The sequence below is a fragment of the Pseudomonas sp. HMSC067G02 genome (assembly GCF_001813485.1).
GTDB lineage: Bacteria > Pseudomonadota > Gammaproteobacteria > Pseudomonadales > Pseudomonadaceae > Pseudomonas > Pseudomonas aeruginosa.
In genome coordinates this window covers 130,074-155,395 of the sequence record NZ_KV812717.1, presented here as the reverse complement: position 1 = coordinate 155,395, position 25,322 = coordinate 130,074, and the positions used below count along the sequence as shown (strand labels likewise).

Annotated in this window: 25 protein-coding genes and 1 pseudogene; 5 read left to right on the top strand and 21 right to left on the bottom strand. The window is 66.1% G+C overall.

Annotated features, from left to right (window positions below; translation table 11 throughout):
- Positions 1 to 199: 199 nt before the first annotated feature.
- Positions 200 to 3,355: a ribonuclease E gene (gene rne / locus HMPREF2914_RS25210; RefSeq protein ID WP_031687588.1), complete on the top strand. Its 3,156-nt coding sequence runs from the start codon at positions 200 to 202 to the stop codon at positions 3,353 to 3,355.
- Between the two features lie 158 nt (positions 3,356 to 3,513).
- On the opposite strand, the gene murB is transcribed toward rne, so the two are convergent.
- The 8 genes from murB to HMPREF2914_RS25170 all read right to left on the bottom strand — a co-directional run bounded on the left by murB (position 3,514) and on the right by HMPREF2914_RS25170 (position 10,349).
- On the bottom strand, positions 3,514 to 4,533 hold the full coding sequence (murB, locus tag HMPREF2914_RS25205; protein WP_003124431.1) for a UDP-N-acetylmuramate dehydrogenase: 1,020 nt from the start codon (positions 4,531 to 4,533) through the stop codon (positions 3,514 to 3,516).
- Positions 4,530 to 4,994, bottom strand: a complete 465-nt coding sequence (locus HMPREF2914_RS25200) for a low molecular weight protein-tyrosine-phosphatase (protein ID WP_003091154.1) — start codon at positions 4,992 to 4,994, stop codon at positions 4,530 to 4,532. The genes murB and HMPREF2914_RS25200 overlap by 4 nt, the downstream gene beginning before the upstream one ends.
- Complete coding sequence (gene kdsB, locus HMPREF2914_RS25195; RefSeq protein WP_003091155.1) at positions 4,994 to 5,758, bottom strand: 3-deoxy-manno-octulosonate cytidylyltransferase; 765 nt, start codon at positions 5,756 to 5,758, stop codon at positions 4,994 to 4,996. The genes HMPREF2914_RS25200 and kdsB overlap by 1 nt, the downstream gene beginning before the upstream one ends.
- A complete protein-coding gene (locus tag HMPREF2914_RS25190) occupies positions 5,758 to 5,943 on the bottom strand; it encodes a Trm112 family protein (RefSeq protein WP_003091157.1) in 186 nt (61 codons plus the stop codon). The genes kdsB and HMPREF2914_RS25190 overlap by 1 nt, the downstream gene beginning before the upstream one ends.
- Before the next feature lie 37 nt (positions 5,944 to 5,980).
- Positions 5,981 to 6,979, bottom strand: coding sequence for a tetraacyldisaccharide 4'-kinase (gene lpxK, locus HMPREF2914_RS25185; RefSeq protein WP_003091159.1), 999 nt, complete (start codon positions 6,977 to 6,979; stop codon positions 5,981 to 5,983).
- Positions 6,979 to 7,419, bottom strand: a complete 441-nt coding sequence (locus tag HMPREF2914_RS25180; RefSeq protein ID WP_003091161.1) for an ExbD/TolR family protein — start codon at positions 7,417 to 7,419, stop codon at positions 6,979 to 6,981. The genes lpxK and HMPREF2914_RS25180 overlap by 1 nt, the downstream gene beginning before the upstream one ends.
- Positions 7,416 to 8,051 carry a MotA/TolQ/ExbB proton channel family protein gene (locus HMPREF2914_RS25175; RefSeq protein WP_003091163.1) on the bottom strand — a complete coding sequence of 212 codons (636 nt, stop codon included), beginning with the start codon at positions 8,049 to 8,051 and terminating at the stop codon, positions 7,416 to 7,418. The genes HMPREF2914_RS25180 and HMPREF2914_RS25175 overlap by 4 nt, the downstream gene beginning before the upstream one ends.
- Positions 8,052 to 8,123: 72 nt before the next feature.
- Complete coding sequence (locus HMPREF2914_RS25170; RefSeq protein WP_023091591.1) at positions 8,124 to 10,349, bottom strand: DNA internalization-related competence protein ComEC/Rec2; 2,226 nt, start codon at positions 10,347 to 10,349, stop codon at positions 8,124 to 8,126.
- 130 nt (positions 10,350 to 10,479) lie between these two features.
- On the opposite strand from HMPREF2914_RS25170, the gene HMPREF2914_RS25165 reads away from it, so the two are divergent.
- Positions 10,480 to 11,013 (top strand): DUF2062 domain-containing protein, encoded by a 534-nt coding sequence (locus HMPREF2914_RS25165; protein ID WP_003091165.1) that lies wholly within the window; start codon positions 10,480 to 10,482, stop codon positions 11,011 to 11,013.
- Positions 11,014 to 11,097: 84 nt separating this feature from the next.
- On the opposite strand, the gene HMPREF2914_RS25160 is transcribed toward HMPREF2914_RS25165, so the two are convergent.
- From HMPREF2914_RS25160 to HMPREF2914_RS25150, 3 genes are all read right to left on the bottom strand, one after another.
- Complete coding sequence (locus HMPREF2914_RS25160; RefSeq protein ID WP_003105198.1) at positions 11,098 to 12,342, bottom strand: lipoprotein-releasing ABC transporter permease subunit; 1,245 nt, start codon at positions 12,340 to 12,342, stop codon at positions 11,098 to 11,100.
- 69 nt (positions 12,343 to 12,411) lie between these two features.
- Positions 12,412 to 13,095: a lipoprotein-releasing ABC transporter ATP-binding protein LolD gene (lolD, locus tag HMPREF2914_RS25155; RefSeq protein ID WP_003091168.1), complete on the bottom strand. Its 684-nt coding sequence runs from the start codon at positions 13,093 to 13,095 to the stop codon at positions 12,412 to 12,414.
- Positions 13,088 to 14,338 carry a lipoprotein-releasing ABC transporter permease subunit gene (locus tag HMPREF2914_RS25150; protein WP_015502671.1) on the bottom strand — a complete coding sequence of 417 codons (1,251 nt, stop codon included), beginning with the start codon at positions 14,336 to 14,338 and terminating at the stop codon, positions 13,088 to 13,090. The genes lolD and HMPREF2914_RS25150 overlap by 8 nt, the downstream gene beginning before the upstream one ends.
- A gap of 102 nt (positions 14,339 to 14,440) precedes the next feature.
- On the opposite strand from HMPREF2914_RS25150, the gene HMPREF2914_RS25145 reads away from it, so the two are divergent.
- From HMPREF2914_RS25145 to HMPREF2914_RS25135, 3 genes are read left to right on the top strand one after another with little or no spacing between them, the layout of a single operon-like run.
- Positions 14,441 to 15,040: a PilZ domain-containing protein gene (locus HMPREF2914_RS25145; protein WP_003105196.1), complete on the top strand. Its 600-nt coding sequence runs from the start codon at positions 14,441 to 14,443 to the stop codon at positions 15,038 to 15,040.
- A gap of 9 nt (positions 15,041 to 15,049) precedes the next feature.
- Positions 15,050 to 15,358: a hypothetical protein gene (locus HMPREF2914_RS25140; protein ID WP_003091175.1), complete on the top strand. Its 309-nt coding sequence runs from the start codon at positions 15,050 to 15,052 to the stop codon at positions 15,356 to 15,358.
- On the top strand, positions 15,355 to 16,077 hold the full coding sequence (locus HMPREF2914_RS25135) for a glycerophosphodiester phosphodiesterase (RefSeq protein WP_003091176.1): 723 nt from the start codon (positions 15,355 to 15,357) through the stop codon (positions 16,075 to 16,077). Before HMPREF2914_RS25140 ends, HMPREF2914_RS25135 begins: the two co-directional genes overlap by 4 nt.
- A gap of 42 nt (positions 16,078 to 16,119) precedes the next feature.
- Here HMPREF2914_RS25135 and sthA read toward each other — a convergent pair whose 3' ends face one another.
- The 10 genes and pseudogenes from sthA to HMPREF2914_RS25085 all read right to left on the bottom strand — a co-directional run.
- A complete protein-coding gene (gene sthA / locus HMPREF2914_RS25130) occupies positions 16,120 to 17,514 on the bottom strand; it encodes a Si-specific NAD(P)(+) transhydrogenase (RefSeq protein WP_003091177.1) in 1,395 nt (464 codons plus the stop codon).
- 178 nt (positions 17,515 to 17,692) lie between these two features.
- Positions 17,693 to 17,920 (bottom strand): (Na+)-NQR maturation NqrM, encoded by a 228-nt coding sequence (gene nqrM / locus HMPREF2914_RS25125; protein WP_003091178.1) that lies wholly within the window; start codon positions 17,918 to 17,920, stop codon positions 17,693 to 17,695.
- Positions 17,917 to 18,945 carry an FAD:protein FMN transferase gene (locus tag HMPREF2914_RS25120; protein WP_003105187.1) on the bottom strand — a complete coding sequence of 343 codons (1,029 nt, stop codon included), beginning with the start codon at positions 18,943 to 18,945 and terminating at the stop codon, positions 17,917 to 17,919. Before HMPREF2914_RS25120 ends, nqrM begins: the two co-directional genes overlap by 4 nt.
- Positions 18,938 to 20,161 (bottom strand): NADH:ubiquinone reductase (Na(+)-transporting) subunit F, encoded by a 1,224-nt coding sequence (nqrF, locus tag HMPREF2914_RS25115; RefSeq protein ID WP_003091181.1) that lies wholly within the window; start codon positions 20,159 to 20,161, stop codon positions 18,938 to 18,940. Before nqrF ends, HMPREF2914_RS25120 begins: the two co-directional genes overlap by 8 nt.
- Before the next feature lie 10 nt (positions 20,162 to 20,171).
- Positions 20,172 to 20,780, bottom strand: coding sequence for an NADH:ubiquinone reductase (Na(+)-transporting) subunit E (gene nqrE / locus HMPREF2914_RS25110; RefSeq protein WP_003091182.1), 609 nt, complete (start codon positions 20,778 to 20,780; stop codon positions 20,172 to 20,174).
- Positions 20,780 to 21,454 carry an NADH:ubiquinone reductase (Na(+)-transporting) subunit D gene (gene nqrD / locus HMPREF2914_RS25105; RefSeq protein ID WP_003119802.1) on the bottom strand — a complete coding sequence of 225 codons (675 nt, stop codon included), beginning with the start codon at positions 21,452 to 21,454 and terminating at the stop codon, positions 20,780 to 20,782. Before nqrD ends, nqrE begins: the two co-directional genes overlap by 1 nt.
- Positions 21,451 to 22,236 carry a Na(+)-translocating NADH-quinone reductase subunit C gene (locus HMPREF2914_RS25100; RefSeq protein WP_003105182.1) on the bottom strand — a complete coding sequence of 262 codons (786 nt, stop codon included), beginning with the start codon at positions 22,234 to 22,236 and terminating at the stop codon, positions 21,451 to 21,453. The genes nqrD and HMPREF2914_RS25100 overlap by 4 nt, the downstream gene beginning before the upstream one ends.
- Entirely contained in the window at positions 22,229 to 23,440 is a 1,212-nt protein-coding gene (locus HMPREF2914_RS25095; protein WP_003109478.1) for an NADH:ubiquinone reductase (Na(+)-transporting) subunit B, read from the bottom strand. The genes HMPREF2914_RS25100 and HMPREF2914_RS25095 overlap by 8 nt, the downstream gene beginning before the upstream one ends.
- 3 nt (positions 23,441 to 23,443) lie before the next feature.
- Complete coding sequence (locus tag HMPREF2914_RS25090; protein WP_003109479.1) at positions 23,444 to 24,781, bottom strand: Na(+)-translocating NADH-quinone reductase subunit A; 1,338 nt, start codon at positions 24,779 to 24,781, stop codon at positions 23,444 to 23,446.
- Positions 24,782 to 25,039: 258 nt separating this feature from the next.
- Positions 25,040 to 25,322: pseudogene (locus tag HMPREF2914_RS25085) on the bottom strand (aromatic amino acid transporter AroP); the annotation flags it as partial.

Below are 25,322 nucleotides of genomic sequence, written 5' to 3'. Positions count from 1 at the left end.
GACAGCCGATTCCTCCTCCTGACTCAAGTGCTTCTGAAACACAGGAAGCAGGAGACGTAGTCGCGGACCGGCACCCAGTGCCGAGCGCCGCTGGACACGGGAATGGCCCGCCATTCCTGAATACGCGCCCGAGCACCGACCGTGAGAGTCGTGTGTGCCGATCGCCGTTTCCGGTAGCCCCGGAAACCATTGGTACTACATGAAAAGAATGCTGATCAACGCGACTCAACCCGAGGAGTTGCGTGTTGCACTGGTCGACGGCCAACGCCTGTTCGACCTCGACATCGAGTCGGGCGCCCGCGAGCAGAAGAAGGCCAACATCTACAAAGGCCGCATCACTCGCGTCGAACCCAGCCTCGAAGCCGCCTTCGTCGACTTCGGCGCCGAACGCCACGGCTTCCTCCCCCTCAAAGAAATCTCCCGCGAATACTTCAAGAAATCCCCCGAAGGCCGGATCAACATCAAGGAAGTCCTGAGCGAAGGCCAGGAAGTCATCGTCCAGGTCGAGAAGGAAGAGCGCGGCAACAAGGGCGCCGCCCTGACCACCTTCATCAGCCTGGCCGGCCGTTACCTGGTGCTGATGCCGAACAACCCGCGCGCCGGCGGCATCTCCCGCCGTATCGAAGGCGAAGAACGCAACGAGCTGCGCGAGGCCCTGAACGGCCTCAACGCACCGGCCGACATGGGCCTGATCGTGCGCACCGCCGGCCTCGGCCGCAGCACCGAGGAACTGCAGTGGGACCTCGACTACCTGCTGCAACTGTGGAGCGCGATCAAGGAAGCGTCCGGCGAACGTGGCGCGCCCTTCCTGATCTACCAGGAAAGCAACGTCATCATCCGCGCCATCCGCGACTACCTGCGCCAGGACATCGGCGAAGTGCTGATCGACAGCATCGACGCCCAGGAAGAAGCCCTGAACTTCATCCGCCAGGTGATGCCGCAGTACGCCAGCAAGGTGAAGCTGTACCAGGACAGCGTTCCGCTGTTCAATCGCTTCCAGATCGAGAGCCAGATCGAGACCGCTTTCCAGCGCGAAGTGAAGCTGCCGTCCGGCGGCTCCATCGTCATCGACCCGACCGAGGCCCTGGTTTCCATCGACATCAACTCGGCGCGCGCCACCAAGGGCGGCGACATCGAGGAAACCGCCCTGCAGACCAACCTGGAAGCGGCCGAGGAAATCGCCCGCCAGCTGCGCCTGCGTGACATCGGCGGCCTGATCGTCATCGACTTCATCGACATGACCCCGGCGAAGAACCAGCGCGCCGTGGAAGAGCGTGTCCGCGAAGCCCTCGAGGCCGACCGCGCGCGCGTCCAGGTCGGTCGCATCTCGCGCTTCGGCCTGCTGGAAATGTCCCGCCAGCGCCTGCGTCCGTCCCTCGGCGAGACCAGCGGCATCGTCTGCCCGCGCTGCAACGGCCAGGGCATCATCCGCGACGTCGAGTCGCTGTCGCTGGCCATCCTGCGCCTGATCGAGGAAGAAGCCCTGAAGGACCGCACCGCGGAAGTCCGCGCCCGCGTGCCCTTCCAGGTCGCCGCCTTCCTGCTCAACGAGAAGCGCAACGCCATCACCAAGATCGAACTGCGTACCCGCGCGCGCATCTTCATCCTGCCGGACGATCATCTGGAAACCCCGCATTTCGAAGTCCAGCGTCTGCGCGATGACAGCCCCGAACTGGTTGCCGGCCAGACCAGCTACGAAATGGCCACCGTCGAGCACGAAGAAGCCCAGCCGGTCAGCTCGACCCGCACCCTGGTCCGCCAGGAAGCAGCAGTCAAGACCGTCGCTCCCCAGCAGCCCGCACCGCAACACACCGAAGCACCGGTCGAGCCGGCCAAGCCGATGCCCGAGCCGAGCCTGTTCCAGGGCCTGGTGAAGTCCCTGGTCGGCCTGTTCGCAGGCAAGGATCAACCTGCCGCCAAGCCTGCTGAAACCAGCAAGCCGGCTGCCGAGCGCCAAACCCGCCAGGACGAGCGTCGCAACGGCCGCCAGCAGAACCGCCGCCGCGATGGCCGCGATGGCAATCGCCGCGACGAAGAGCGCAAGCCCCGCGAGGAACGCGCAGAGCGCCAACCGCGCGAAGAGCGCGCCGAACGCCCGAACCGCGAAGAGCGCAGCGAACGTCGCCGCGAAGAGCGCGCCGAGCGCCCGGCTCGCGAGGAGCGCCAGCCGCGCGAAGGCCGTGAAGAGCGCGCCGAGCGGACACCCCGCGAAGAGCGCCAGCCGCGCGAAGGCCGCGAAGGTCGCGAGGAACGCAGCGAACGCCGCCGCGAAGAGCGCGCCGAACGCCCGGCCCGCGAAGAGCGCCAACCCCGCGAAGGCCGTGAAGAACGCGCCGAGCGCCAGCCGCGCGAGGATCGCCAGGCTCGCGACGCCGCGGCCCTGGAAGCCGAGGCGCTGCCGAACGACGAGAGCCTGGAGCAGGACGAGCAGGACGATACCGATGGCGAGCGCCCGCGCCGCCGCTCCCGCGGCCAGCGTCGTCGCAGCAACCGCCGCGAACGCCAGCGCGAGGTCAGCGGTGAGCTGGAAGGCAGCGAGGCGACCGATAACGCCGCCGCGCCGCTGAACACCGTCGCAGCCGCCGCCGCTGCCGGTATCGCTGTCGCCAGCGAAGCCGTAGAAGCAAACGTGGAGCAAGCCCCGGCCACTACCAGCGAGGCTGCCAGCGAAACCACGGCAAGCGATGAGACCGACGCGTCGACCAGCGAAGCCGTCGAAACCCAGGACGCGGACAGCGAGGCCAATACCGGCGAAACCGCCGACATCGAAGCGCCGGTGACCGTCAGCGTGGTCCGGGACGAAGCCGGCCAGAGCACCCTGCTGGTCGCGCAAGCCACTGAAGAAGCTCCCTTCGCCAGCGAAAGCGTGGAAAGCCGCGAAGACGCCGAGAGCGCCGTGCAACCGGCAACGGAAGCGGCCGAAGAAGTTGCCGCCCCGGTGCCCGTCGAAGCAGCAGCCCCTAGCGAGCCCGCAACCACCGAGGAGCCGACCCCGGCCATCGCGGCGGTGCCGGCCAACGCGACCGGCCGTGCCCTCAACGACCCACGGGAAAAACGTCGCCTGCAACGCGAAGCCGAGCGTCTGGCACGCGAAGCCGCAGCAGCAGCCGAAGCGGCAGCTCAGGCCGCTCCCGCCGTCGAGGAGGTCCCGGCTGTAGCGAGCGAGGAAGCGTCGGCCCAGGAGGAACCTGCTGCACCCCAGGCTGAAGAAATCGCCCAGGCCGACGTTCCGTCCCAGGCGGACGAAGCCCAGGAAGCGGTACAGGCCGAGCCTGAAGCTTCCGGCGAAGACGCCACCGACACGGAGCACGCGAAAAAGACCGAGGAAAGCGAAACCTCGCGCCCGCATGCCTGAGTGACAGACTGAAAAAAGGGGATGCCATGGCATCCCCTTTTTTTTGCGTGTCATTCCGCGGCACTCCGGCATACCGCCCGTCATGACCAGAGCCGCCGAACACGCACAATGAAAAAGGGATGTCGCCGGCATCCCTTTTTCATTCTCCAGCCGCACCCTCAGTAGAGATTGGGTTCAGGCTCCAATTCGACGCCGAAACGCCGACGGACGTCCTCCTGGATACGCTCCGCCAATGCCTGGACTTGGGCACCGGTGGCACCGCCATGGTTGACCAGAACCAGCGCCTGCTGCGCGTGTACCCCCACCGGGCCATCGCGAAAGCCCTTCCAGCCGCCCTTGTCGATGAGCCAGCCTGCAGCCAGCTTCAGCCGACCGTCCGCCTGCGGATAGCCAACCAGATCCGGGAAGGCCTGACGCAAGCGTTCGGCCTGCGCCGCATCCACCAGCGGGTTCTTGAAGAAGCTGCCGGCATTGCCCAATACGGCGGGGTCGGGCAGCTTTTCCCGGCGAATGGCGCAGATTACCCGGCTTACGTCCCTGGCCGTCGGACTGGCGATGCCCTCCTCCTCCAGGCGCTGGCGTACCGGCCCGTAGTCCAGGTGCAGCCTCTCCCGCCGTGTCAGGCGCAGGCGCACGCGGAGGATCAGCCAGCGATCAGGCTCCTGCTTGAACAGGCTGTCGCGGTAGCCGAAACGGCAGGCCTGGCGATCGAACTCACGCAGGGTTCCATCCTGGCGATCCAGCGCCGTCAGGCTGTCGAAGACATCCTTCAGCTCCACGCCATAGGCGCCGATGTTCTGCATCGGCGCCGCACCCACGGTGCCGGGAATCAGGCTGAGATTTTCCAGACCGGCCAGGCCCCGCTCCAGGCTCCATTGTACGAATGGGTCCCAGGCCTCGCCCGCCTCCGCCTCGACCAACACCGAATCCGCGGCATCGGAAACAATTCGCCGCCCCTGGCTGGCCATGCGCAAAACCAGCGCCTCGACGTCACGGGTCAGCAGCAGGTTGCTGCCACCACCGATCACCAGCAGCGGCAATCCACGCTCCCGAGCCAGGGCCAGGGCCTCGCGCACATCAGCCTCGTCCCGGGCGTGGGCCAGCAGGCGGGCGCGCACGTCGATGCCGAAGGTGTTATAGGGCTTCAGCGAGCAATGCTCTTGCAGTTCCAGGCTCACAGTCGCCCCTTGGCTTCGATCAACAGACGGTCGCAGGCATGTTCGATCAGGTCGAGGACCTGCTCGAAGCCTTCTTCGCCGCCATAGTAGGGATCGGGTACTTCGTCCCGCTCGGACCCGTAGCGACGCAGGAACAGATCCAGTTCGGCGGCACCGCGCCCGGCACGCAGGGTCTCGAGGTCGGCCAGGTTGGACAGGTCCATGGCCAGGATCAGGTCATGGCAGGAGAAATCCTCGATGCCGACCTGGCGTCCACGCAGTGCCGACAGATCGTAGCCGCGCCTTTGCGCGGCCAGGCGGGTGCGCTGGTCAGGTGCCTTGCCGACATGCCAGCCGGCGGTGCCGGCGGAATCGACATGGATACGGGAGGCCAGCCCGGCCTCCTCGACCTTGCGCCGGAACACGCCTTCGGCGGTGGGCGACCGGCAGATGTTGCCCAGGCAGACGAACAGGACGCGCATCAGCCCCCCAGCACGCGGCGAACGCGTTCGAGGTCTTCCGGCGTATCCACGCCCGGAAGCATGGTTTCGCGGGCATCGGCCACATGGATTCGCACCCCGTGCCAGAGCGCGCGCAATTGCTCGAGGCTTTCGGCGTTCTCCAGCCAGCACGGTCCCCAGGCGACGAAATCGGCAAGGAAACCCACGCGATAGGCGTAGATGCCGATGTGGCGACGATAGGGCACGCCCTCCGGCAGGCTGTCGCGATCGCGGGCGAAGGCGTCACGAGCCCAGGGCAAGGGCGCACGACTGAAAGTCAGGGCCAGGCCGTCGATGTCGGTGGCGACCTTGACCACGTTCGGATTGAACAGCGCGGAGACCTCATGAATCGGCTCGGCCAGGGTAGCGATGGCAGCTTCCGGGTGCGCCGCCAGGTTGGCCGCCACCTGGTCGATGAGCGCCGGGGGGATCAGCGGTTCGTCGCCCTGGACGTTGACCACGATGGCATCGCTGGCCAGGCCGAGCCGGGAAGCGACTTCCTCCAGGCGATCGGTGCCGGAGTTGTGCTCGGCACGCGTCAGCAGCGCCTCGGCGCCGAACCCCTGGCACGCCGCCAGGATGCGTTCGTCGTCGGTGGCGACGACCACGCGGCTGGCGGCGCTCTTGCGGGCCTGGTTCCAGACGCGCTGGATCATTGGCTGGCCGGCGATATCCTGCAATGGCTTGCCGGGCAGGCGAGTGGAGGCGTAGCGGGCGGGAATGACGACAGTGAACGCCTGGGTCATTACTTGTCCAGCCGCTCGTCCACGTTCAGGGAGCGAGCCTCGCTCTCCAGCATCACCGGGATGCCGTCGCGGATCGGATAGGCCAGGCCGGCCTGCTTGCTGATCAGTTCGGTCTTGTCTTCGCTGAGCACCAGCGGGCCCTTGGTCAACGGGCAGGCAAGGATATCGAGGAGTTTCGGGTCCATGGCGGAGTCCTTCATACAATGGCGGCACGGCCGCCGGTCAGCGCGCCAGGAGATGCTCGAGTCGGGCGTCGAACCAGGCGACGAATGCTGGGGAAGGCACCGCATCGACCGCCAGGTACCACCAGTCGGCCGCTGCGAAAGCCCGGCATTTAACGGCATCCTTCTCGGTCATCAGCAGCGGCAGCGGCGGGCTGAACGCCAGTTCGGCCGCCGTGTAGGTCGCGTGATCCGGGAAGGCATGCGGAATCGCCCGCCAGTGTAGCGCCTCGAGCGTCCTGAAGAAACGCTGCGGATTGCCGATCCCGGCCAGGGCATGGACCTCCTGGCCCGCGGGAAAATGCTCCAGCGGTCGGCGCTCGCCGCTCTGCAGGTTGATCAGCGCAGTAGGCTGCAAGCGGAATGCGTAACCGCCGTCAGGATCCTCGTCGGCGCCGTTGTAAAGCAGCGCGTCGACGCTTTCCAGACGCTCCGCCGGTTCGCGCAACGGACCGGCCGGCAGGCAACGACCATTGCCGAGACCGCGCGCGGCATCGATCAGCACCAGTTCCAGATCGCGCGCCAGGCGATAGTGCTGCAAGCCATCGTCGCAGAGGACCAGGTCCAACTGCTCTTCGGCGAGCAGCGCCTGCAGGGCGCGCGGACGATCCGGGTCGATCATCAGCGGCACGCCGCTGCGCCGGACAATCATCAGCGGTTCGTCGCCAGCCTCCGCGGCGTCCTGCTCGGCCCGCACCCGCCACGGCGTGGTGGGCGGCCGGGCACCATAGCCGCGGCTGATCACGCCAACCCGCAAGCCGCGAGCCCTGCAGTGCTCGATCATCCAGAGGATCATCGGCGTCTTGCCGGTTCCGCCGACGGTGATATTGCCTACCACCAGCACCGGCAGCGGTGCCCGGTAAGCGGGCTTGCGCCCGGACAGGAAGTCCGCCCGGCGGCCGTTCGCCACCCGACGATAGAGAGCCTCCAGCGGACGCAGCAGCGCCAGCGCCGGATGCCCCTGGTACCAGGCGGCGAGCAGTCGCTCGGAGAACGACATCAGGGCTTGGCCGCCGTGTTCTCGACCGTGGTGATGCGCAGGTGGACGAAGCCCAGCTTGCCCGCTGCGTCCATCGCCGTGACCACCGACTGGTGGGTGGACTTGGCATCGGCGCTGATCACCACCGGCAGGTTGTTGTCGCCCGCCGATTCACGCTGCATCGCCGCCATCAGGGTGGCCAGGTCGCTCTTGGCCAGCGCCTGCCCGTTCAAGGCGTAGTGCCCCTCGGCATCCACCGAGAGTTCCAGTTGCTTCTGCTCGGTGCCGGCGGTTTCGCCGCTCTCCGCCGATGGCAGCTCGATGTTGAGCTGCTCGGGGCGGGTGAAGGTGGTACTGACCACGAAGAACAGCAGCAGGACGAAGATCACGTCGATCAGCGACGCCAGGTTGATGAAGACGTCTTCACGGGCGGCACCCGCCCGTCTGCGGCGGAATTTCACGCTTTGCCTTCCTCGACGTAGTCGACTTCACGATCGCCCTGCACCACTTCCACCAGCTTGATGGCCTCCTGCTCCATGGCGATCACCAGTTCGTCGACCCGCCGCAGCAGGTAGCGATGGAAGAACACCGCCGGAATCGCCACCAGCAGGCCGGCGGCGGTGGTGATCAATGCCTTGGAGATGCCCGCGGCGAGCATCGGCGAGTTGGCCATGCCGTTGTCCATGAAGGCGCCGAAGATCTGGATCATGCCGAACACCGTACCCAGCAGGCCCAGCAGCGGCGCCATCGCGGCGATGGTGCCGAGGGCGTTGAGGTAGCGCTCCAGCTCGTGGATGACACCGGAAGCAGCCTCCTCGATGCACTCCTTCATGATCTCGCGACCGTGCTTGGAGTTGGCCAGACCGGCGGCGAGGATCTCTCCCAGCGGCGAGTTGGCGCGCAGGTCCTTGAGCTTCTGGGCGCTCAGTTGCTTGCCCTTGATCTGCTTCCACACCTGGCCGAGCAGCTCGGGCGGCGCGACGCGGCTCTTGCGCAGCGTCCACAGGCGCTCCGCGACGATGGCGGTGGCGGCGATCGAACTCAGAATGATCGGCAGCATCATCCAGCCGCCGGCTTGAACCAGTTCCCACACAGTGGCATATCCCCGAAAAAAAAGTGGCGCCACTCTAGCACAGCGACCCTTTTCCGCCGACCGCCACGGTTCTCATTTTTCCCGCCAGAAGTGCGCCGAATCACGCTCCCGGCGTGCGCCGCCACGGCTTCCGAGGAGAAACGTCAGGGCACCGTCGCGTGCCGTGTCGTGGACCTGCGCGGCGACCCTCGCGTAACGCTCCATCACTTCGCCATGGGGATGGCCGAAGGCGTTGCGCCAACCTCGCGAGACCAGCACATGGCGAGGTCGCGTACGCAACACGAAGGCGACTCCGGAGGAACTGCGGCTGCCATGATGCGGCGCCAGCAACCAGTCGACCCGGGGATCGGCCTGTCGCGCCAGCCAGGCATGCTCGGCCGCACGCGAGATGTCCCCGGTCAGCAGCAGGACTTCGCCATCGGCCTCGACCCTCAGCACACAGGAGCGGTCGTTGCTGTCGCCGGCCTGCGCCCATGCCCACTGTTCGAAAACCACGCCATCCCAGGACCAGCTCCGCTCGTCGCAGCTGTCCGCGAACAACGGCGAAGGCAGGCGCGCGGGTTCGCCGCTGACCAGCCAACCCGGCGGGAATCGGGAAGCGACCGTAGGAGCACCGCCTGCATGGTCGTTGTCGGCATGGCTCAGCAACAGGCCGTCCAGGCGCCGCAGGTCCAGGCTGCGCAGCACCGGCACCACCACCCGCTCGCCCATGTCGAACGCCCCCTGCCGCGCACCGCTGTCATAGAGCAAGGCATGCTCCCGGGTACGCACCAGCACGGCCAGCCCCTGGCCGACGTCCAGCACCCGCACTTCCGCCCGCCCCCATTCGACAGGCGGCGATGACGGCAACAATGCCGGCAGTAGCAACGCGGCACCGAGGGCACGCAACGGCAAGCCAGCCGGCGCCAGCCAGCAGAGCGCGCCGAGCATGCCCAGCGCTACGCTCCAGGCCGCTGCGGCGGGTGGCTGCCAGGCCTCGGCCAGGCCCGCCAGCAGGCCAAGCGCACGAAACAGCAGGTCCAGCGAAACGCCAGCGGCGCGAAGCAGCCCCTCGCCCAGCCCGGGCACCCATAGCAGCAGGCTCCCCGCCAGGGCCGGAGGCACTACCAGCAGTTCGATCCAAGGCACCGCCAGCAGGTTGGCCGGCGCTCCGCTCAGGCTCAACGGCAGGCCCAGCGCCAGCAGCGGCATCGCCAGCCCCAGCGCCATCCCCCACTGCGCCCGCCCCCAGGCCGCCCACCAGCGCCAGCGCCCAAGGCGCCCGGCGAACAGCCAGAGCAGCAGGGCAACCGCCAGGAACGACAGCCAGAACCCCGCCTGCAGGCTGGCCAGCGGCTCGACCAGCAAGACCAGCACCAGCGTTGCCAGCAGCGGGGTCAGCAAGCCCAGGTGGCGGAAACGCAGGCGCCAGACCAGCGCCAGGCTGACCATCAGGCAAGCACGCCGCACCGGGACCTCGAAACCCGCCATCAACCCGTAGCTCCAGGCACCAAGCAAACCCAGGGCGCAGGCACAGGGCAGCCAGGGCAGGCGCCGCGGCCAGCAGCCCAGGCGATGCAAGGCCGCCACCAGGCCATAGAGCATCCCCGCCAGCAACGAGATATGCGAACCGGAGATGACCATCAGATGCACGGTGCCGGTGTCCTGGAACATGCGCCACTCGGCCGCACTCAATCCCGAGCCATCCCCCAGCACCAGCGCCGCCAGGGCGGCGCCGCGCCCCTGTGCGTCGACCGCCAGCAGGCGTTGGCGCCAGGCATCGCGCCAGGCATCCAGGCCGCTGGCCGGCTGCAGGCGTTGGCCCGCCTTCACCGTGCCCACGGCACCGACCCGCTGCGCCAACAACCAGGCCTCGTAGTCGAAACCCGCCGCGTTCACCAGGCCGCGGGGGCGTTTCAGGGTCACCGCCAGGCGCCAGCGTTCGCCGCCCATCAGCGGCGGCGCGCCGCGCCAGCTCAGGCGCAGACGCTCGGGAAGAAGCACGCCCCGCGCAGCGCTGACCTCCTCCAGCCGGAAGCGCGTGACGCCCTCGCCGCTCGCCGGCAGATCGACCACACGCCCCTCCAGCCAAAGGGTGCGACCATCCAGCTCGGCGACGAGGCGTCCGTCCAGGGCGACTTGCGCCGAGCCGCAGGCCCAGGCGAACCCGAGCAGGAACAACCCCAGCCAGTACAGCCGGCCGAACAGCAGCAACAGTCCGGCGGCGGCCATGCCCAGCAGCCAGCCGACCGACGGCAATTCCGCCAGGAAGCGCAGGGCCAGCAGCCCCGCGGCGAGGGCTGACAATCCCAGGCGCATGAACGGTTCCTCCCATCCCCGTGGCGTGCCCTCCGCTCCCCGACATGTCACATGGGGTCATACAATGGGCAACGAAATCCTGTCATCTTGCTTGGCATAATACGCAAGCCTATATCCACCGAGAGCCCACATGCCGCGTCGCCTGTTCAAGCGCTACATGCCCGATCCGGAAAGCATCCGCTCGCAGAAGTCGCTGCGCTTTCTCGGCAAGTTGACGCACGATCCCAACCTTTGGCATCTCAATCGCCACTCGGTATCGCGCGCCATGGCCGCCGGGCTGTTCGCCGCCTTCATCCCGATGCCGATGCAGATGCTGCTGGCGGCCGGTCTGGCGGTGTGGATTCGGAGCAATCTGCCAATCTCCGTCGGATTGGTCTGGCTGACCAATCCGATCACGATGCCCCCGGTCTTCTATTGCACCTACAAGCTGGGCGCCTGGTTGATGCAGGTGCCGCCGCGCACCCTGCCGGACCATCTGACCTGGGAATGGATCAGCCAGGAGCTGTCCAGCCTCTGGCAGCCCTTCCTGCTCGGTTCGGTGGTGTGCGGCATCATCGCCGCCATCCTCGGCTACGCGCTGACGATGCTCTACTGGCGCTGGTGGGTGCAGCGCAGTTGGAGCCGACGCTGCCGGCAACGTCGCGAACGGGTCGCCGCGAAGTAATCCGCAGGACATGAAAAAGCCGCCTTCGAGGCGGCTTTTTCGTGGGCCTTGTCCGCCCCATGCGGGGACAGGCGCAGGCCTTGCTCACTCGTAGCGCAGCGACTCGGCCGGTTGTGTCCGCGCCGCGCGCCAGGATGGGTACAGGGTGGCGAGGAAGCTCATCAGCAATGCAGCGCTGCAGATCAGCACCACGTCCAGCACCTGCAGGTCGGAAGGCAGGTAGTTGATGAAGTACACGTCCGAGCTGAAGACCTTGTGCCCGACCAGCCGCTCGATGCGGTCGATCATCCCGGTGATGTTCAACGCCGCGAACACCCCGAGCACCCCGCCGATGACCGTCCCGATCACGCCGATGACGGTGCCCTGGACCATGAAGATCGCCATGATCTGCCTCGGCGTGGCGCCGAGGGTACGAAGAATCGCGATGTCGGTGCGCTTGTCGGCGACCACCATGATCAGGGTGGCGATGATGTTGAAGGCGGCGACCGCGATGATCAGCAGCAGGAGCAGGCCGATCATGGTCTTTTCCATCTTCATCGCGTTGAACAGGCTGCCCTGGGTCCTGGTCCAGTCGCTGGACCTGAAGCCCTGCCCCAACTCCTTGACCACCTTGGCGGCGACCTGCGGCGACTGGTAGAGATCCTTCAGTTCCAGGCGCACGCTCGGCACCTGGCCCGGTTGCAGGCGCAGCAACTGGCCAGCATCGGCGATGTCGATCAGCGCCAGCGAGTTGTCCAGTTCGGCGCCGACCTTGAACAGGGCGACGATGGTGAAGCGCTGCATGCGCGGAGTGATGCCGCCCGGCGCACTGGTGGCTTCCGGGACGATCAGGGTCAGCTTGTCGCCGACATTGACATGGAAGCGCCGCGCGGTGATCTCGCCGAGGACGATGCCGAACTCGCCAGGCTTGAGATCGTCCAGGCTGCCCTGGACGATGTGCTCGCCGATGATGGAAACCTTGCGCTCCTCCTGCGGGTCGATGCCGTTGACCAGCACCGGCAGCATGTTGCCCTTGTACGACAGCATGCCCTGCAGTTCGGCGAACGGCGCCGCGCCGACCACCTCGCGGTGCCGCAGCGCCGCGTTGGCGACGGTCTGCCAGTCGTCCAGCGGCTGCGTCGCGCTGATAGTGGCATGCGGCACCATGCCGAGGATCCGCGTGCGCATTTCCTTCTGGAAGCCGTTCATCACCGAGAGCACGATGATCATCGCCAGCACGCCCAGCGCCAGGCCGATCATCGAGGTCAGCGAGATGAACGAGATGTAGTGGTTGCGGCGTTTGGCGCGGGTGTAGCGCAGGCCTATGAAGAACGGTAACGGTCTGAACATGTCGCGGATGCACCGAGTCGATGGGGGATTCGCCGGACGGGAGCGGACGGCGGGCACGCCGTCGCCCCGCTACGCGGCGATCAGTCGGCCTTCTTCCAGGCGCAGGATGCGATCCATGTGCCCGGCCAGCTGGAGATCGTGGGTTACCACCAGGAACGAGGTCTGCAACGAACGGCTCAGTTCCAGCATCAGCTCCTGGATACCCTGGGCGGTATGCTGGTCGAGGTTGCCGGTGGGCTCGTCGAGCAGTACCAGCTGCGGACGGTTGACCAGCGCGCGGGCGATCGCCACCCGCTGGCGCTCGCCGCCGGACAGCTCGGCCGGCTTGTGCGACAGGCGATGCCCCAGCCCGACCCGCTCCAGCAGCTCGGCCGCCCGCTGGCGGGCTTCGGCGATCGGCGTGCGGCCGATCAACAGCGGCATGCAGACGTTCTCCAGAGCGGTGAACTCCGGCAACAGGTGGTGGAACTGGTAGACGAAGCCCAACGCGCGGTTGCGCAGCAGCCCGCGGGCCGTCTCGTTCAGCGCCGAGAGTTCCTCGCCGGCGAGCCAGACGCTGCCGGCGGAGGGCGTGTCCAGGCCGCCGAGCATGTTCAGCAAGGTGCTCTTGCCCGAACCGGAGCTGCCGACGATAGCCACCCGCTCCCCAGGCAGCAGGTTCAACTCGACACCGGACAGCACCTGCACCGATTGCGGCCCCTCGTCGTAGCTCTTGCTCAGGTTGCGGCAACTCAGCACCGACTTGTCATTCATAACGCAAAGCCTCCGCAGGCTGGGTGCGAGCCGCACGCCAGGCTGGATACAAAGTGGCGAAGAAGCTGAGGACCAGGGCCGCGCCGCAGACCAGCACGACATCGTCGAGCATCAGTTGCGACGGCAGGTAATCGATGAAGTACACGTCGGACGCGAGGAACTGGTGGCCCAGCAGCTTTTCCAGGGCGGAAATCCAGGCGCTGACGTTGAGTGCCGCGACCACCCCGAGGACCCCGCCGACCAGCGTGCCGATCACCCCGATCACCGTACCCTGGACCATGAAGGTAGCCATGATCTGCCCCGGCGTGGCGCCGAGGGTACGAAGGATGGCGATGTCCGACTTCTTGTCGGTGACCACCATCACCAGGGTGGAAATGATGTTGAACGCGGCGACCGCGACGATCAGCAGCAGCAACAGGCCGATCATGGTCTTTTCCATGCGGATGGCCTGGTACAGGTTGCCGTGGCTGCGCGTCCAGTCGCGGGCGTAGAAGTCATTGTCGGTCAGGGTCCGGGCGATCTCCCAGGCCACCCGCGGCGCCTGGAACAGGTCGTCGAGCTTCAGGCGCAGCCCCTGTACCTGGTTGGTCTTCCAGCGCTGCAGGCGCGCGGCGTCTTCCAGGTGGATCAGCGACAGGCCGCCATCCAGTTCGCCGGCGCCGACGCGGAAGGTGCCGACCACGGTGAAACGCTTCATCCGCGGGAACACCCCGGCCGGGGTGACCGCCACCTCGGGGAGGATCAGGGTGACCTTGTCGCCGATGCCGACGCCAAGCTTCTGCGCCGCCAGTTGGCCGATGACGATGCCGAAGCCGCCGGCCTTGAGTTCCGCCAGCGAGCCCTGCTTGAAGAAATCGGGAATGATCGAGACCTTGGCCTCTTCCAGCGGATCGACCGCATCGACCATCACCGTCTGCACCGCGCCATTGGCGCTGAGCATGCCCTGCATCTGGGTGAACGGCGCTACCGCGCTGACATGCTCGTGGGCCTTGACCTTCTCGGCCAGGGCGCGCCAGTCATCGATGGGCTGGTACGACTCGACGGTGGCCTGCGGCACCATGCCGAGGATGCGGGTACGCATTTCGCGATCGAAGCCGTTCATCACCGAGAGCACCACGATCATCACCAGCACGCCCAGTGCCAGGCCGATCATCGAGGTCAGCGAAATGAAGGAGACGAAATGGCTGCGACGTTTGGCCCGCGTATAGCGCGTGCCGATGAAAACGGACAGGGGTCTGAACATGTCGCCCTTAGCTGGCAGAAAATGGATGCGTCGGGATGGCGAAGTGGCGAGGCATCGCCGGCGGCCTTACACTCTGACCATCACTGCCGCCGTGGGTTCGCCATGTCCACTCGTGACGCGGATGACCGCCGCGAATACTACCGTATCGAAGATACCCTCGCACTGGAATTTCGCCCTGCCGGGGCCGTCGAAGACGGCCTGGAGAGCGAGCCGGGGGCCACCCTGTTCAGCCTGCTCAGCGACCTCCACCTGATGGATTACGAGTCGCAGCACCTGCTGCGCCACATCAGCGAACGCGACCGCACGCTGGCCAACTACCTGAAGGTGATGAACAAGCGCATCGACCTGCTTGGCCAGGTCATGGTGCAGAGCCTGCTCAAGGAGATCGGCGAACCGCGCAAGGTCAGCCTGTCCGAGGGGGGCGTCAGCTTCCGCCACGACCGCGCATTGCCGGTCGGCCAATTGCTCGTCCTGCGCATGGTCCTGTTGCCGCAGGGGTTCGGCCTCGAACTGCGGGCCCGGGTAATCCACGCCCAGCCACACGACGACGAATTCGAGATCGGCACCGAGTTCGAAGCGTTGAGCGACGCACAGCGCCAGTTGCTGGCCCGGCATATCCTCCAGAAGCAGGCCCAGCAGCGCCGCCTGGCACGGGCCGGACAAGGCCCGCTCGGCGAGCCGGGCCAACCTTCTTCGACCTGAGATGTACCGATGCTCCGTTCGCTACTGCTGTGCTCCCTCCTCCTCGCCCCGCCGCTGTTCGCCGACACCCTGAGCATTCCGCTGGGCGCCCAGGGCGATACCCGGGTCGCCCTGCCCGCGCGCGGCGAAAGCCGCGAAGCCGTGCTGCAACGCTTCGGCCTGGCCGACGAGGAACATCCCGCGGTCGGCCAGCCGCCCATCGTGCGCTGGGATTACCGCGACTTCTCGGTATATTTCGAAAGCGGCCGGGTGATCGACAGCGTTCGCCATCATCGGCCGCGGAATCCCGCGCAACCCTCGAACAAGGAGCCACAGTGACTCTCATCTATGGACATCGCGGCGCCAAGGGCGAAGCGCCGGAAAACACCCTGGCCAGCTTCCAGCGCTGCCTGGAGCATGGCGTCAACCGTTGCGAACTGGACCTGCACCTGTCCCGCGACGGCGAACTGATGGTGATCCACGACCCGACCCTGAAGCGCACCACCGGCCGCCGCGGCAAGGTCGCCGAACACGACGCGGCCACCCTGGTCACCTACGACGCGCGCGAAGGCGGCCCCGGCTGGGTACGGCCGACGCCGATCCCGCGGCTGGAGGAGTTGTTCGAGAAGTGCCCGTTCGAGCACTGGCAACTGGAAGTGAAGAGCGCCTCGCGCGAACGCGCGGCGCGGACGGTAACGCGGATCAGGGAGCTGACCGAGCGCTTCGGCAACCGCGACAAGGTCACCGTCACCAGCGGTTCGCGGACCGTGCTCAAGGCCCTCAACGAACTGACCCCGGAGCTGTCGCGCGGGCTGGTCGCCGAATACGCCTGGCTCGACCCGCTGAAGGTCGCCCAGCACTATGGCTGTGCCCTGCTCGCCCTGAACTGGACCCTATGCACCCCGGAGCGCCTGCTCAAGGCCCAGCGCCAGGGGCTTCACGTCTCGGTGTGGACGGTCAACGAACCGGCGCTGATGCGCCGGCTCGCCGACTTCGGCGTGGACAGCCTGATCACAGACTTTCCCGGTTTGGCCAGCGCCACCCTCGGGAATCGCTGAGCACATCCCCTCCGGCCGGCTCAGGCCGCCGGCCGGAGTCCTTCAAAAAAGCCGGTTGAGGCCGTCGAACGCCGCTACCCGATAGGCTTCCGCCATGGTCGGGTAGTTGAAGGTGGTGTTGACGAAGTACTTCAGGGTATTCAGCTCGCCCGGCTGGTTCATGATCGCCTGGCCGATGTGGACGATTTCCGAAGCCTGGTCGCCGAAGCAGTGCACGCCGAGGATCTCCAGGGTCTCGCGATGGAACAGGATCTTCAGCATGCCCACCGGCTCGTTGGAAATCTGCGCCCGGGCCATGCCCTTGAAGAACGCCTTGCCCACTTCGTAGGGAATCTTCGCCGCGGTCAGTTCGCTTTCGTTCTTGCCGATCGAGCTGATCTCCGGAATGGTGTAGATGCCGGTCGGCACATCGTTGACGAAGCGCCAGCTGTCGCTCTCGACGATGTTGCCGGCGGCCGAGCGGCCCTGGTCGTAGGCAGCGCTGGCCAGGCTCGGCCAGCCGATCACGTCGCCGGCGGCGAAGATGTTGCTCACCGAAGTGCGGTAGTTCTCGTCCACCTCGATCTGGCCACGGCTGTTGACCTTGATGCCGACGTTCTCCAGGCCGAGCTTGTCGGTGTTGCCGGTCCGGCCGTTGCACCAGAGCAGCGCGTCCGCCTTGATCTTCTTGCCCGACTTCAGGTGCAGGATGACACCGTTGTCCAGCCCCTCGACGCGCTCGTACTCCTCGTTGTGGCGGATCAGCACGTTGTTGTTGCGCAGGTGGTAGCTCAGCGCATCGGAAATCTCGTCATCGAGGAAGCTGAGCAACTGGTCGCGCGTATCGATCAGGTCCACCAGCACGCCCAGGCCGCTGAAGATCGACGCGTATTCGCAGCCGATCACCCCGGCTCCGTAGATGATCAGCCGGCGCGGGGTGTGGCTCAGGGACAGGATGGTGTCGCTGTCGTAGACCCGCGGGTGGTTGAAATTGATGTCCGAAGGACGATACGGGCGCGAGCCGGTGGCGATCACGAACTGGTCGGCGACCAGGCGCTCCACCGCGCCGCTCGGCGTCACCACTTCGACGGTGCGTTCGTCGACGAAGCTGGCGGTGCCGGTGAACATGTCGATGCGATTGCGCGCGTAGTAGCCGGTACGCGAGGCGACCTGCTTGGAGATCACCCGGTCGGCGCTCTTCAGCACGTCGGGGAAGGAGAACCAGCGCGGCTCGCCGATCTGGCGGAACATCGGGTTGGTGTTGAACTCGATGATCTGCTTCACCGAGTGGCGCAGGGCCTTGGAAGGAATGGTGCCGAGGTGCGTGCAGTTGCCTCCGACCACGCGACGGCTGTCGACTACCGCCAGCTTGCGTCCGTACTTGGAGGCGTTCATCGCCGCCCCTTCGCCCGCCGGACCCGTGCCCAAAATCACCACGTCGTAGTTGTAGACAGCCATGCGTACTCCTCAGAACAGGCCGAGGCGCCCACTGGCGCCTCCGGCAAAGCCGCTGCACAACATGTGCGCGGCGGATCGATTCGATCATCGGGTCGGTGCGAACGACGGCATTCGCCGGGCAAGGCTCGGTCCGACCTCGAGGCGGGCATATGTTACGCCCCGTGCGAAATGTCGCACATTAGCGTTTGGTCGCGTCGTAGGCGAGTTTTCCGGGCACTACAGATTCGTCGCGGTTGGCTTCCTCGCATTTCTGCCGGTCGCCGCCGCAGATCGAGCATTCCTTCTCGATCCCCAGGTTGGCGATGCCGCCGCAGGAACCGGCGATCGGCTTGCGGCCCATGATGACCCCGATGGACATGCCGAAGACCACCAGCAGCATGATGACGAAGACCAGTAGCCAGGTCATGGACGTTCTCCTTGGTTGCCGAACAGTTGCTCGTAGCGTGGCGTGGTGCGGCTGTCGAAACCGTTGCCCTGGCGACTGACGAACAGCGCCGCCAGTCGGTGCTTCTCGGCGAAACGGTAGCCCTCTTCCGGACCGAGCACCATCAGCAGGGTCGACAGGCCGTCGGCGTTGCGCGTCGACGGATCGATCACCGTGACCGAAGCCAGGTGATGGTCGATCGGCGCGCCGGTGCGCGGGTCGAAGGTGTGCGAATAGCGCTGGCCGTTCTCTTCGAAATAGTTGCGGTAATCGCCCGAGGTCGAGACGCCGTAGCCGTCCAGCGCCAGTACCTGCTGGGCGACCCGCTGGCCCTCGCGCGGCGCTTCGATAGCGATGCGCCAGGGCGTGCCGTCCGGCTTGCGCCCTTCGGCTTTCAACTCGCCGGTGATTTCCGCCAGGTAGCTGCGCACGCCAAGCTCCTTCAGGCGTTCGCCTACCGCGTCCACCGTATAGCCAGCGGCGATGCTGTCGAAGTCCAGCTGTACGGCGGCGTCCTTGCACAGGCGCTGGCCGTCGATGCGCAGGTGTCGATGGCCGACGTCACGGCGCACCGCGGCGATCTGCTCGGCGCTGGGAACCTTCTCCACCCGCGCCTGCGGACCGAAGCCCCAGAGGTTCATCAGCGGCTCGACGGTCATGTCGAAGGCGCCCTGGCTCTGTTCCGACAACTCGCCGCCGTAGCGCAGCAACTCCAGCATCGGTGGCGGCAGCTCCATGCAGGACTGCGCCGGCAGCGCATTGAAACGCGAGACCAGGGAATCGTCGCGGTAGGTGGACATCTGCCGGTCGACCTCGGCGAGGATCGCCTCCACCGCGGCTTTCGCCGTCTGGACGTCGGGCGCCGAGGCGCCGCGCACGTACTTGATCGAATAGGTGCTGCCCATGGTCGGGCCGCCGAAGCTTTCCAGGGTGTCGCCGCAACCGGCCAGGACCAGCGCCAGCGCTGCCAGTCCGGCCATGGCAAGCGGACGGAAACGCTCAGCCACCGAAATCGTCCAGCAGGATATTCTCGCGCTCCACGCCCAGGTCGGTGAGCATCTTGATCACCGCGGCATTCATCATCGGCGGGCCGCACATGTAGAACTCGCAGTCTTCGGGCGCCGGGTGGTCCTTCAGGTAGTTCTCGAACAGCACGTTGTGGATGAAGCCGGTCAGGCCGGTCCAGTTGTCCTCCGGCTGCGGGTCGGACAGCGCCAGGTGCCACTGGAAATTGGGGTTCTCCGCCTGCAGCTGGTCGTACTCCTCGGTATAGAAGGCCTCGCGCAGCGAGCGCGCGCCGTACCAGAAGCTGATCTTGCGGTTCGACTTGAGCCGGCGCAACTGGTCGAAGATGTGCGAACGCATCGGCGCCATGCCGGCGCCGCCGCCGATGAAGACCATCTCGGCTTCGGTGTCCTTGGCGAAGAACTCGCCGAACGGCCCGTACACGGTGACCTTGTCGCCCGGCTTGAGGTTGAACACCCAGGACGACATCTGCCCCGGCGGCAGGTCGCTGCCCGGCGGCGGCGAGGCGATGCGGATGTTGAACTTGACCACGCCCTGCTCTTCCGGGTAGTTGGCCATCGAGTAGGCGCGGATCACCGTCTCGTCGACCTTCGACACGTAGCGCCACATGTTGAACTTGTCCCAGTCGCCGCGATATTCCGGCTGGATATCGAAGTCCTTGTACTCGACCACGTGCGGCGGGCATTCCAGCTGCACGTAGCCGCCGGCGCGGAAATCCACGCTCTCGCCGTCCGGCAGGCGCAGGGTGAGCTCCTTGATGAAGGTGGCGACGTTGGGGTTGGACTCCACCGTGCATTCCCACTTCTTCACCCCGAAGACCTCTTCAGGCACGCGGATCTGCATGTCCTGCTTGACCGGGGTCTGGCACGACAGGCGCCAGCCCTCCTTCGCCTGGCGCCGCGTGAAGTGCGACTCCTCGGTGGGCAGCATCTCGCCGCCGCCCTCGACCACCACGCACTTGCACTGCGCGCAGGTGCCGCCGCCGCCGCAGGCGGAAGACAGGAACACGTTGTTCGTCGCCAGGGTTTGCAGCAGCTTGCCGCCGGCCGGCACGGTCAGGCTGTGCTCGCCGTTGATCTGGATGGTCACGTCGCCACTCGACACCAGCTTGGCGCGGGCGACCAGGATGATCGCCACCAGGCCCAGGACGATGGCGGTGAACATGCCGATGGCCAGGAAAATCTCGAATCCGATCACGGGCCTCTCCTTACAACTGCACGCCGGAGAACGACATGAAGCCCAACGACATCAGGCCGATGGTGATGAAGGTGATCCCCAGGCCCTGCAGGCCCTCGGGGACGTCGCTGTACTTGAGCTTCTCGCGGATACCCGCCAGCGCGGCGATCGCCAGCGCCCAGGAAAAGCCCGAGCCGACGCCGTACACCGTGCTCTCGGCAAGGTTGTAGTCGCGCTCGACCATGAACAGCGAGCCGGCCATGATCGCGCAGTTCACCGTGATCAGGGGCAGGAACACGCCCAGCGCGTTGTAGAGACTGGGTACGTACTTGTCGAGGAGCATCTCGAGGATCTGCACGATGGCGGCGATCACCCCGATGTAGCTGAGCAGGCCGAGGAAGCTCAGGTCCACCTCGGGCAGCCCGGCCCAGGCCAGCGCGCCGTCCTTGAGCAGATAGGTGTAGATCAGGTTGTTGGCCGGCACGGTGATGGTCTGCACCACGATCACCGCGATACCCAGGCCGATGGCGGTCTCCACCTTCTTCGAGATGGCGATGAAGGTACACATGCCGAGGAAGAACGCCAGCGCCATGTTCTCGACGAACACGGCCTTCACGAACAGGCTGATGTAGTGCTCCATCAGTAAGCCTCCTTGCTGGATACCTGCGGGGCCATCTTGTAGGTCGGGGCCTCGACCTGGTCTTTCTTCCAGGTCCGCAGGGCCCAGATGATCAGGCCGATCAGGAAGAACGCCGAAGGCGGCAGCAGGAGCAGGCCGTTCGGCTGGTACCAGCCGCCATCGTTGACCGTCGGCAACACGCTGATGCCGTAGAGCTTGCCGGCGCCGAACAGCTCGCGGACGAAGCCAAGCACCAGCAGCATGGCGCTGTAGCCGAGACCGTTGCCGATGCCGTCGAAGAACGACACGAGCGGCGGGTTGGCCATGGCGAAGGCTTCGGCGCGGCCCATCACGATGCAGTTGGTGATGATCAGCCCGACGAACACCGAGAGCTGCTTGCTCAGGCTATAGGCATAGGCCTTGAGCACCTGGTCGACGACGATCACCAGCGAGGCGATGATCACCATCTGCACGATCATCCGGATCGAGCTGGGAATCTGCCGGCGGATCATCGAGATGAACAGGTTGGAGAAGCCGGTCACCAGGGTCAGGGCGATGGCCATGACGGTAGCGGTCTTCAGGTTCGAGGTTACCGCCAGCGCCGAGCAGATCCCGAGGATCTGCAGGCCGATCGGATTGTTCTGGAAGACCGGGTTGAACAGGACTTCGCGGATCGTGGGTTGAGCAGCCATCACGCCTCCCCTTTGCGCAGATTGGCGAGGAAGGCGTCGAAACCGTCCTTGCCGAGCCAGAAATGCAGCAGGTTGTCGACACCCTTGCTGGTCAGGGTGGCGCCGGCCAGGCCGTCGACCTGGTGGGTCGCCTTCGCCGACTGCGGGTCCACCGAGCCCTTGATGATCTGTACGGCAAGATCGCCCTGGGCGTCGTAGAGGGTCTTGCCGACCCACAGCGCCTTCCATTTCGGATTGTCGACCTCACCGCCGAGACCGGGGGTCTCGCCATGCTGGTAGAAGCCGAAGCCGGCGACCGTATTGAGGTCGCCCTTGAGCGCCAGGAAGCCGTACAGGGTCGACCACAGACCGTAGCCGCGCACCGGCAGGATCAGGGTGTCGAGCTTGCCGTCGGTCTCCACCAGGTAGACCGTGGTGTAGCGCTCGCGGCGCTTGATCGAGGCGATGTCCTCGGCGGCGGGCAGCGCATCCGACAGCGCCGGGTCCTTGGCCGCTTTCAGCGGGTCGTAGCCGAGCGGGTCCTGGGCATCGCTGAAGGTGCCGCTCTGCAGGTCGACCACCTTGGCGGTGATGCGACTGTCGAACAGCGCCTTGACCTCTTTGCCGGACATGCCCGGCTCGCCGAGACCGGCGATGGCGAGGATGCTGCGCTGCTTGTCAAGCAGGCGGTTTTCCGCCTGGGTCGGCTTCAGCGCCACCGCCGCGCCGGCGACGAACACCGAGCTGACCAGGCACACCACCAGGGCTACCAGCAGTGTGCGGGTGGTGGATTCTTGATTAGCCATTGCGCGCCAGCCTCCGCTTGATGTTGGCCTGAACGACGAAATGGTCGATCAGCGGTGCGAACAGGTTGGCGAACAGGATCGCCAGCATCATGCCTTCCGGGAACGCCGGGTTGACCACCCGGATCAGCATGACCATCACTCCGATCAGGGCGCCGAACAGCCACTTGCCGGTATCGGTCATGGACGCCGAGACCGGGTCGGTGGCCATGAAGATCATGCCGAAGGCGAAGCCGCCGGTGACCAGGTGCCAATACCAGGGCATGGCGAACATCGGGTTGCTGGCCGAGCCGATGGCGTTGAACAGGTAGCTCATGGCGACCATCCCCAGCATCACCCCGGCGACGATGCGCCAGGAGGCGATGCGGGTCAGCAGCAGCACGGCGCCGCCGATGAAGATCGCCAGGGTGCTGGTCTCGCCCATCGAACCCTGCATGTGGCCGAGGAAGGCATCCATCCAGGTCAGGCCGTGGCCGAGGATGTTGTCCACCCCGCCGGCGGCGGCCAGGCTCAGCGAGGTGGCGCCGGCGAAGCCGTCCACCGAGGTCCATACCGCGTCGCCGGACATCTGCGCCGGGTAGGCGAAGAACAGGAAGGCCCGGCCGACCAGTGCCGGATTGAGGAAGTTCTTCCCGGTGCCGCCGAACACTTCCTTGCCCAGCACCACGCCGAAGCTGATCCCCAGGGCTACCTGCCACAGCGGGACGGACGGCGGCAGGGTCAGGGCGAACAGCACCGAGGTGACGAAGAAGCCTTCGTTGACCTCGTGGCGGCGGATGCTGGCGAACAGCACCTCCCAGAAACCGCCGACGATGAAGGTGGTCAGGTACACCGGCAGGAAGTACGCGGCGCCCTGGACCAGGCAATCCCACAGGCTGTTCGGGTCGAACCCGGCCAGCGCGCCGATCAGGGCGAAGCGCCAGCCATCCTGGGCGCTCAACAGGTCGGGGCTCTGGGCGAAGATCAGGTTGGCCTGGTGGCCGACGTTGTACATGCCGAAGAACATCGCCGGGAAGGTGCACAGCCAGACGATGATCATCATGCGCTTCAGGTCGATGCCGTCGCGCACGTGTGCAGTGGTGCGGGTGACGCTGCCGGGACGATAGAGGAAGGTGTCCACGGCTTCGTACAGCGGGTACCACTTCTCGTAGCGCCCGCCCTTCTCGAAATGATGCTCGACCTTGTCGAGCAGGTTACGCAAACCCATGGCTCAGCCCTCCTGCTCGATGCGTGCCAGGTTGTCCCGCAGAATCGGGCCGTATTCGTACTTGCCGGCGCAGACGTAGCTGCACAGCGCCAGGTCCTCTTCGTCGAGTTCCAGGGCGCCGAGCTTCTGGGCCATTTCCGTGTCGCCGACGATCAGGTAGCGCAGCAGTTGGGTCGGCAGGATATCCAGCGGCATCACCGCCTCGTAATTGCCTACCGGCACCATCGCCCGCGGGCTGCCGTTGGTGCTAGTGGTGAAGGCGAAACGCTTGCCGCCGAGCAGCCTGGAGACGAACACGTTGAGCAGCGAATGCTTTTCCACCCCGGCGCGCAGGTAGTGGAGGAACTCGCGCTGGTCGCCCTCCTTGAGACAGGACAACTGCAGGTGGTAGCGCCCCAGGTAGGCGTAGGCGCCATGGGCGGTGCGACCGCCCAGCACGGAGCCGGAGATCAGCCGGTTGTTGCCCGGCTGCAGCTGGCCGGCGGCCAGTTCGTCGAGGTTGGCGCCCAAGCGGGTGCGCACCAGACGCGGCTTTTCCACCACCGGACCGGCCAGGGCGATCACCCGCTCGGTCCACAATTGCCCGGTCGTGAACAGCTTGCCGATGGCGATCACGTCCTGGTAGTTCAGGTTCCAGACGCTCTTGCCGGCACCCACCGGGTCGAGGAAGTGGATATGGGTGCCGGGCAGGCCCGCCGGATGCGGACCGGCGAAGGCTTGCGCGGTCACGCCGGAGAGCGCCTCGCCGGGTAGCGAAACGCCTTCCGCCTTGCACAGGAACACCCGGGCCAGGCGCCCGAGCACCGTCAGCCCGGCCTGGAAGGCCTCGCCCTGCTCCGCGATAACCACCTGCGGATCGGCGGCCAGCGGCTGGGTATCGATGGCAGTGACGAAAATCGAACTGGGGCTGGACTCGGGATCGGGCACCTTGCTGAACGGCCGGGTCCGCAGCGCGGTCCACAGGCCCGACTGCAACAGGTTGTCGCGGACCTGCTCGGCGCTCAGCGTGGCGAGTTGGTCCGCGGGATAACGGGCGAACTCCAGTTGCTCGTCGCCGTCGAGATCGATGACCACCGATTGCAGGACGCGCTTCTCGCCACGATGGATGGCACTGACCACACCGGCGCCGGGTGCGGTATAGCTGACGGAGGGATTCTTCTTGTCGGTGAACAGCGCCTGCCCCAGCTTCACCCGGTCGCCTACCTGCACCGCCATGGTCGGCTTCATGCCGTGGTAGTCGAAACCGATCAACGCCACGCTGCGTACCGGGCGTGCTGCCTCGATGCGCTGTTCGGGGGCGCCGCTGATGGGCAGGTCCAGGCCACGTTTTATCTTGATCATGTCTAGTGCCTAGTGGTCGTGGACAGAAAAGACGAGGCCCAAGTCAGAAAATGACCATCATCGCGCACAACGTACTGAATTGGCACGATTGATGAATGGCCCCGCAAGGTAACTCCGGGATTATAAAGAGCCACCTCCCCGGGAGCCACCCAAGCCGCACACCGGGCCTTGAAACGCGTAACAGAAAACGACAGAAAAACTTGCCCGTGCGAAATGAAAAACGGGAGCCGAAGCTCCCGTCCCGCGCCACCCGCAGGCTCAGGCCTGCTGGCCGAGCCCGCGCCTTTCCGCCAGCGACAGCTTGACCCGGTAGCACAACCACATCAGCAGCAGCCAGAATGGGATGGCGTACACCGAGATGTTGATCCCGGGGATCATCAGCATGATGCCAAGAATGAACACCACGAAGGCCAGGCACAGGTAGTTGCTGAACGGCGACCAGAGTGCCTTGAAGAAGGTGTCCACGCCCTGCCGCTTCATCGCCGCGCGGAACTTCAAGTGCGACAGGCTGATCATCGCCCAGTTGATCACCAGCGCCGCC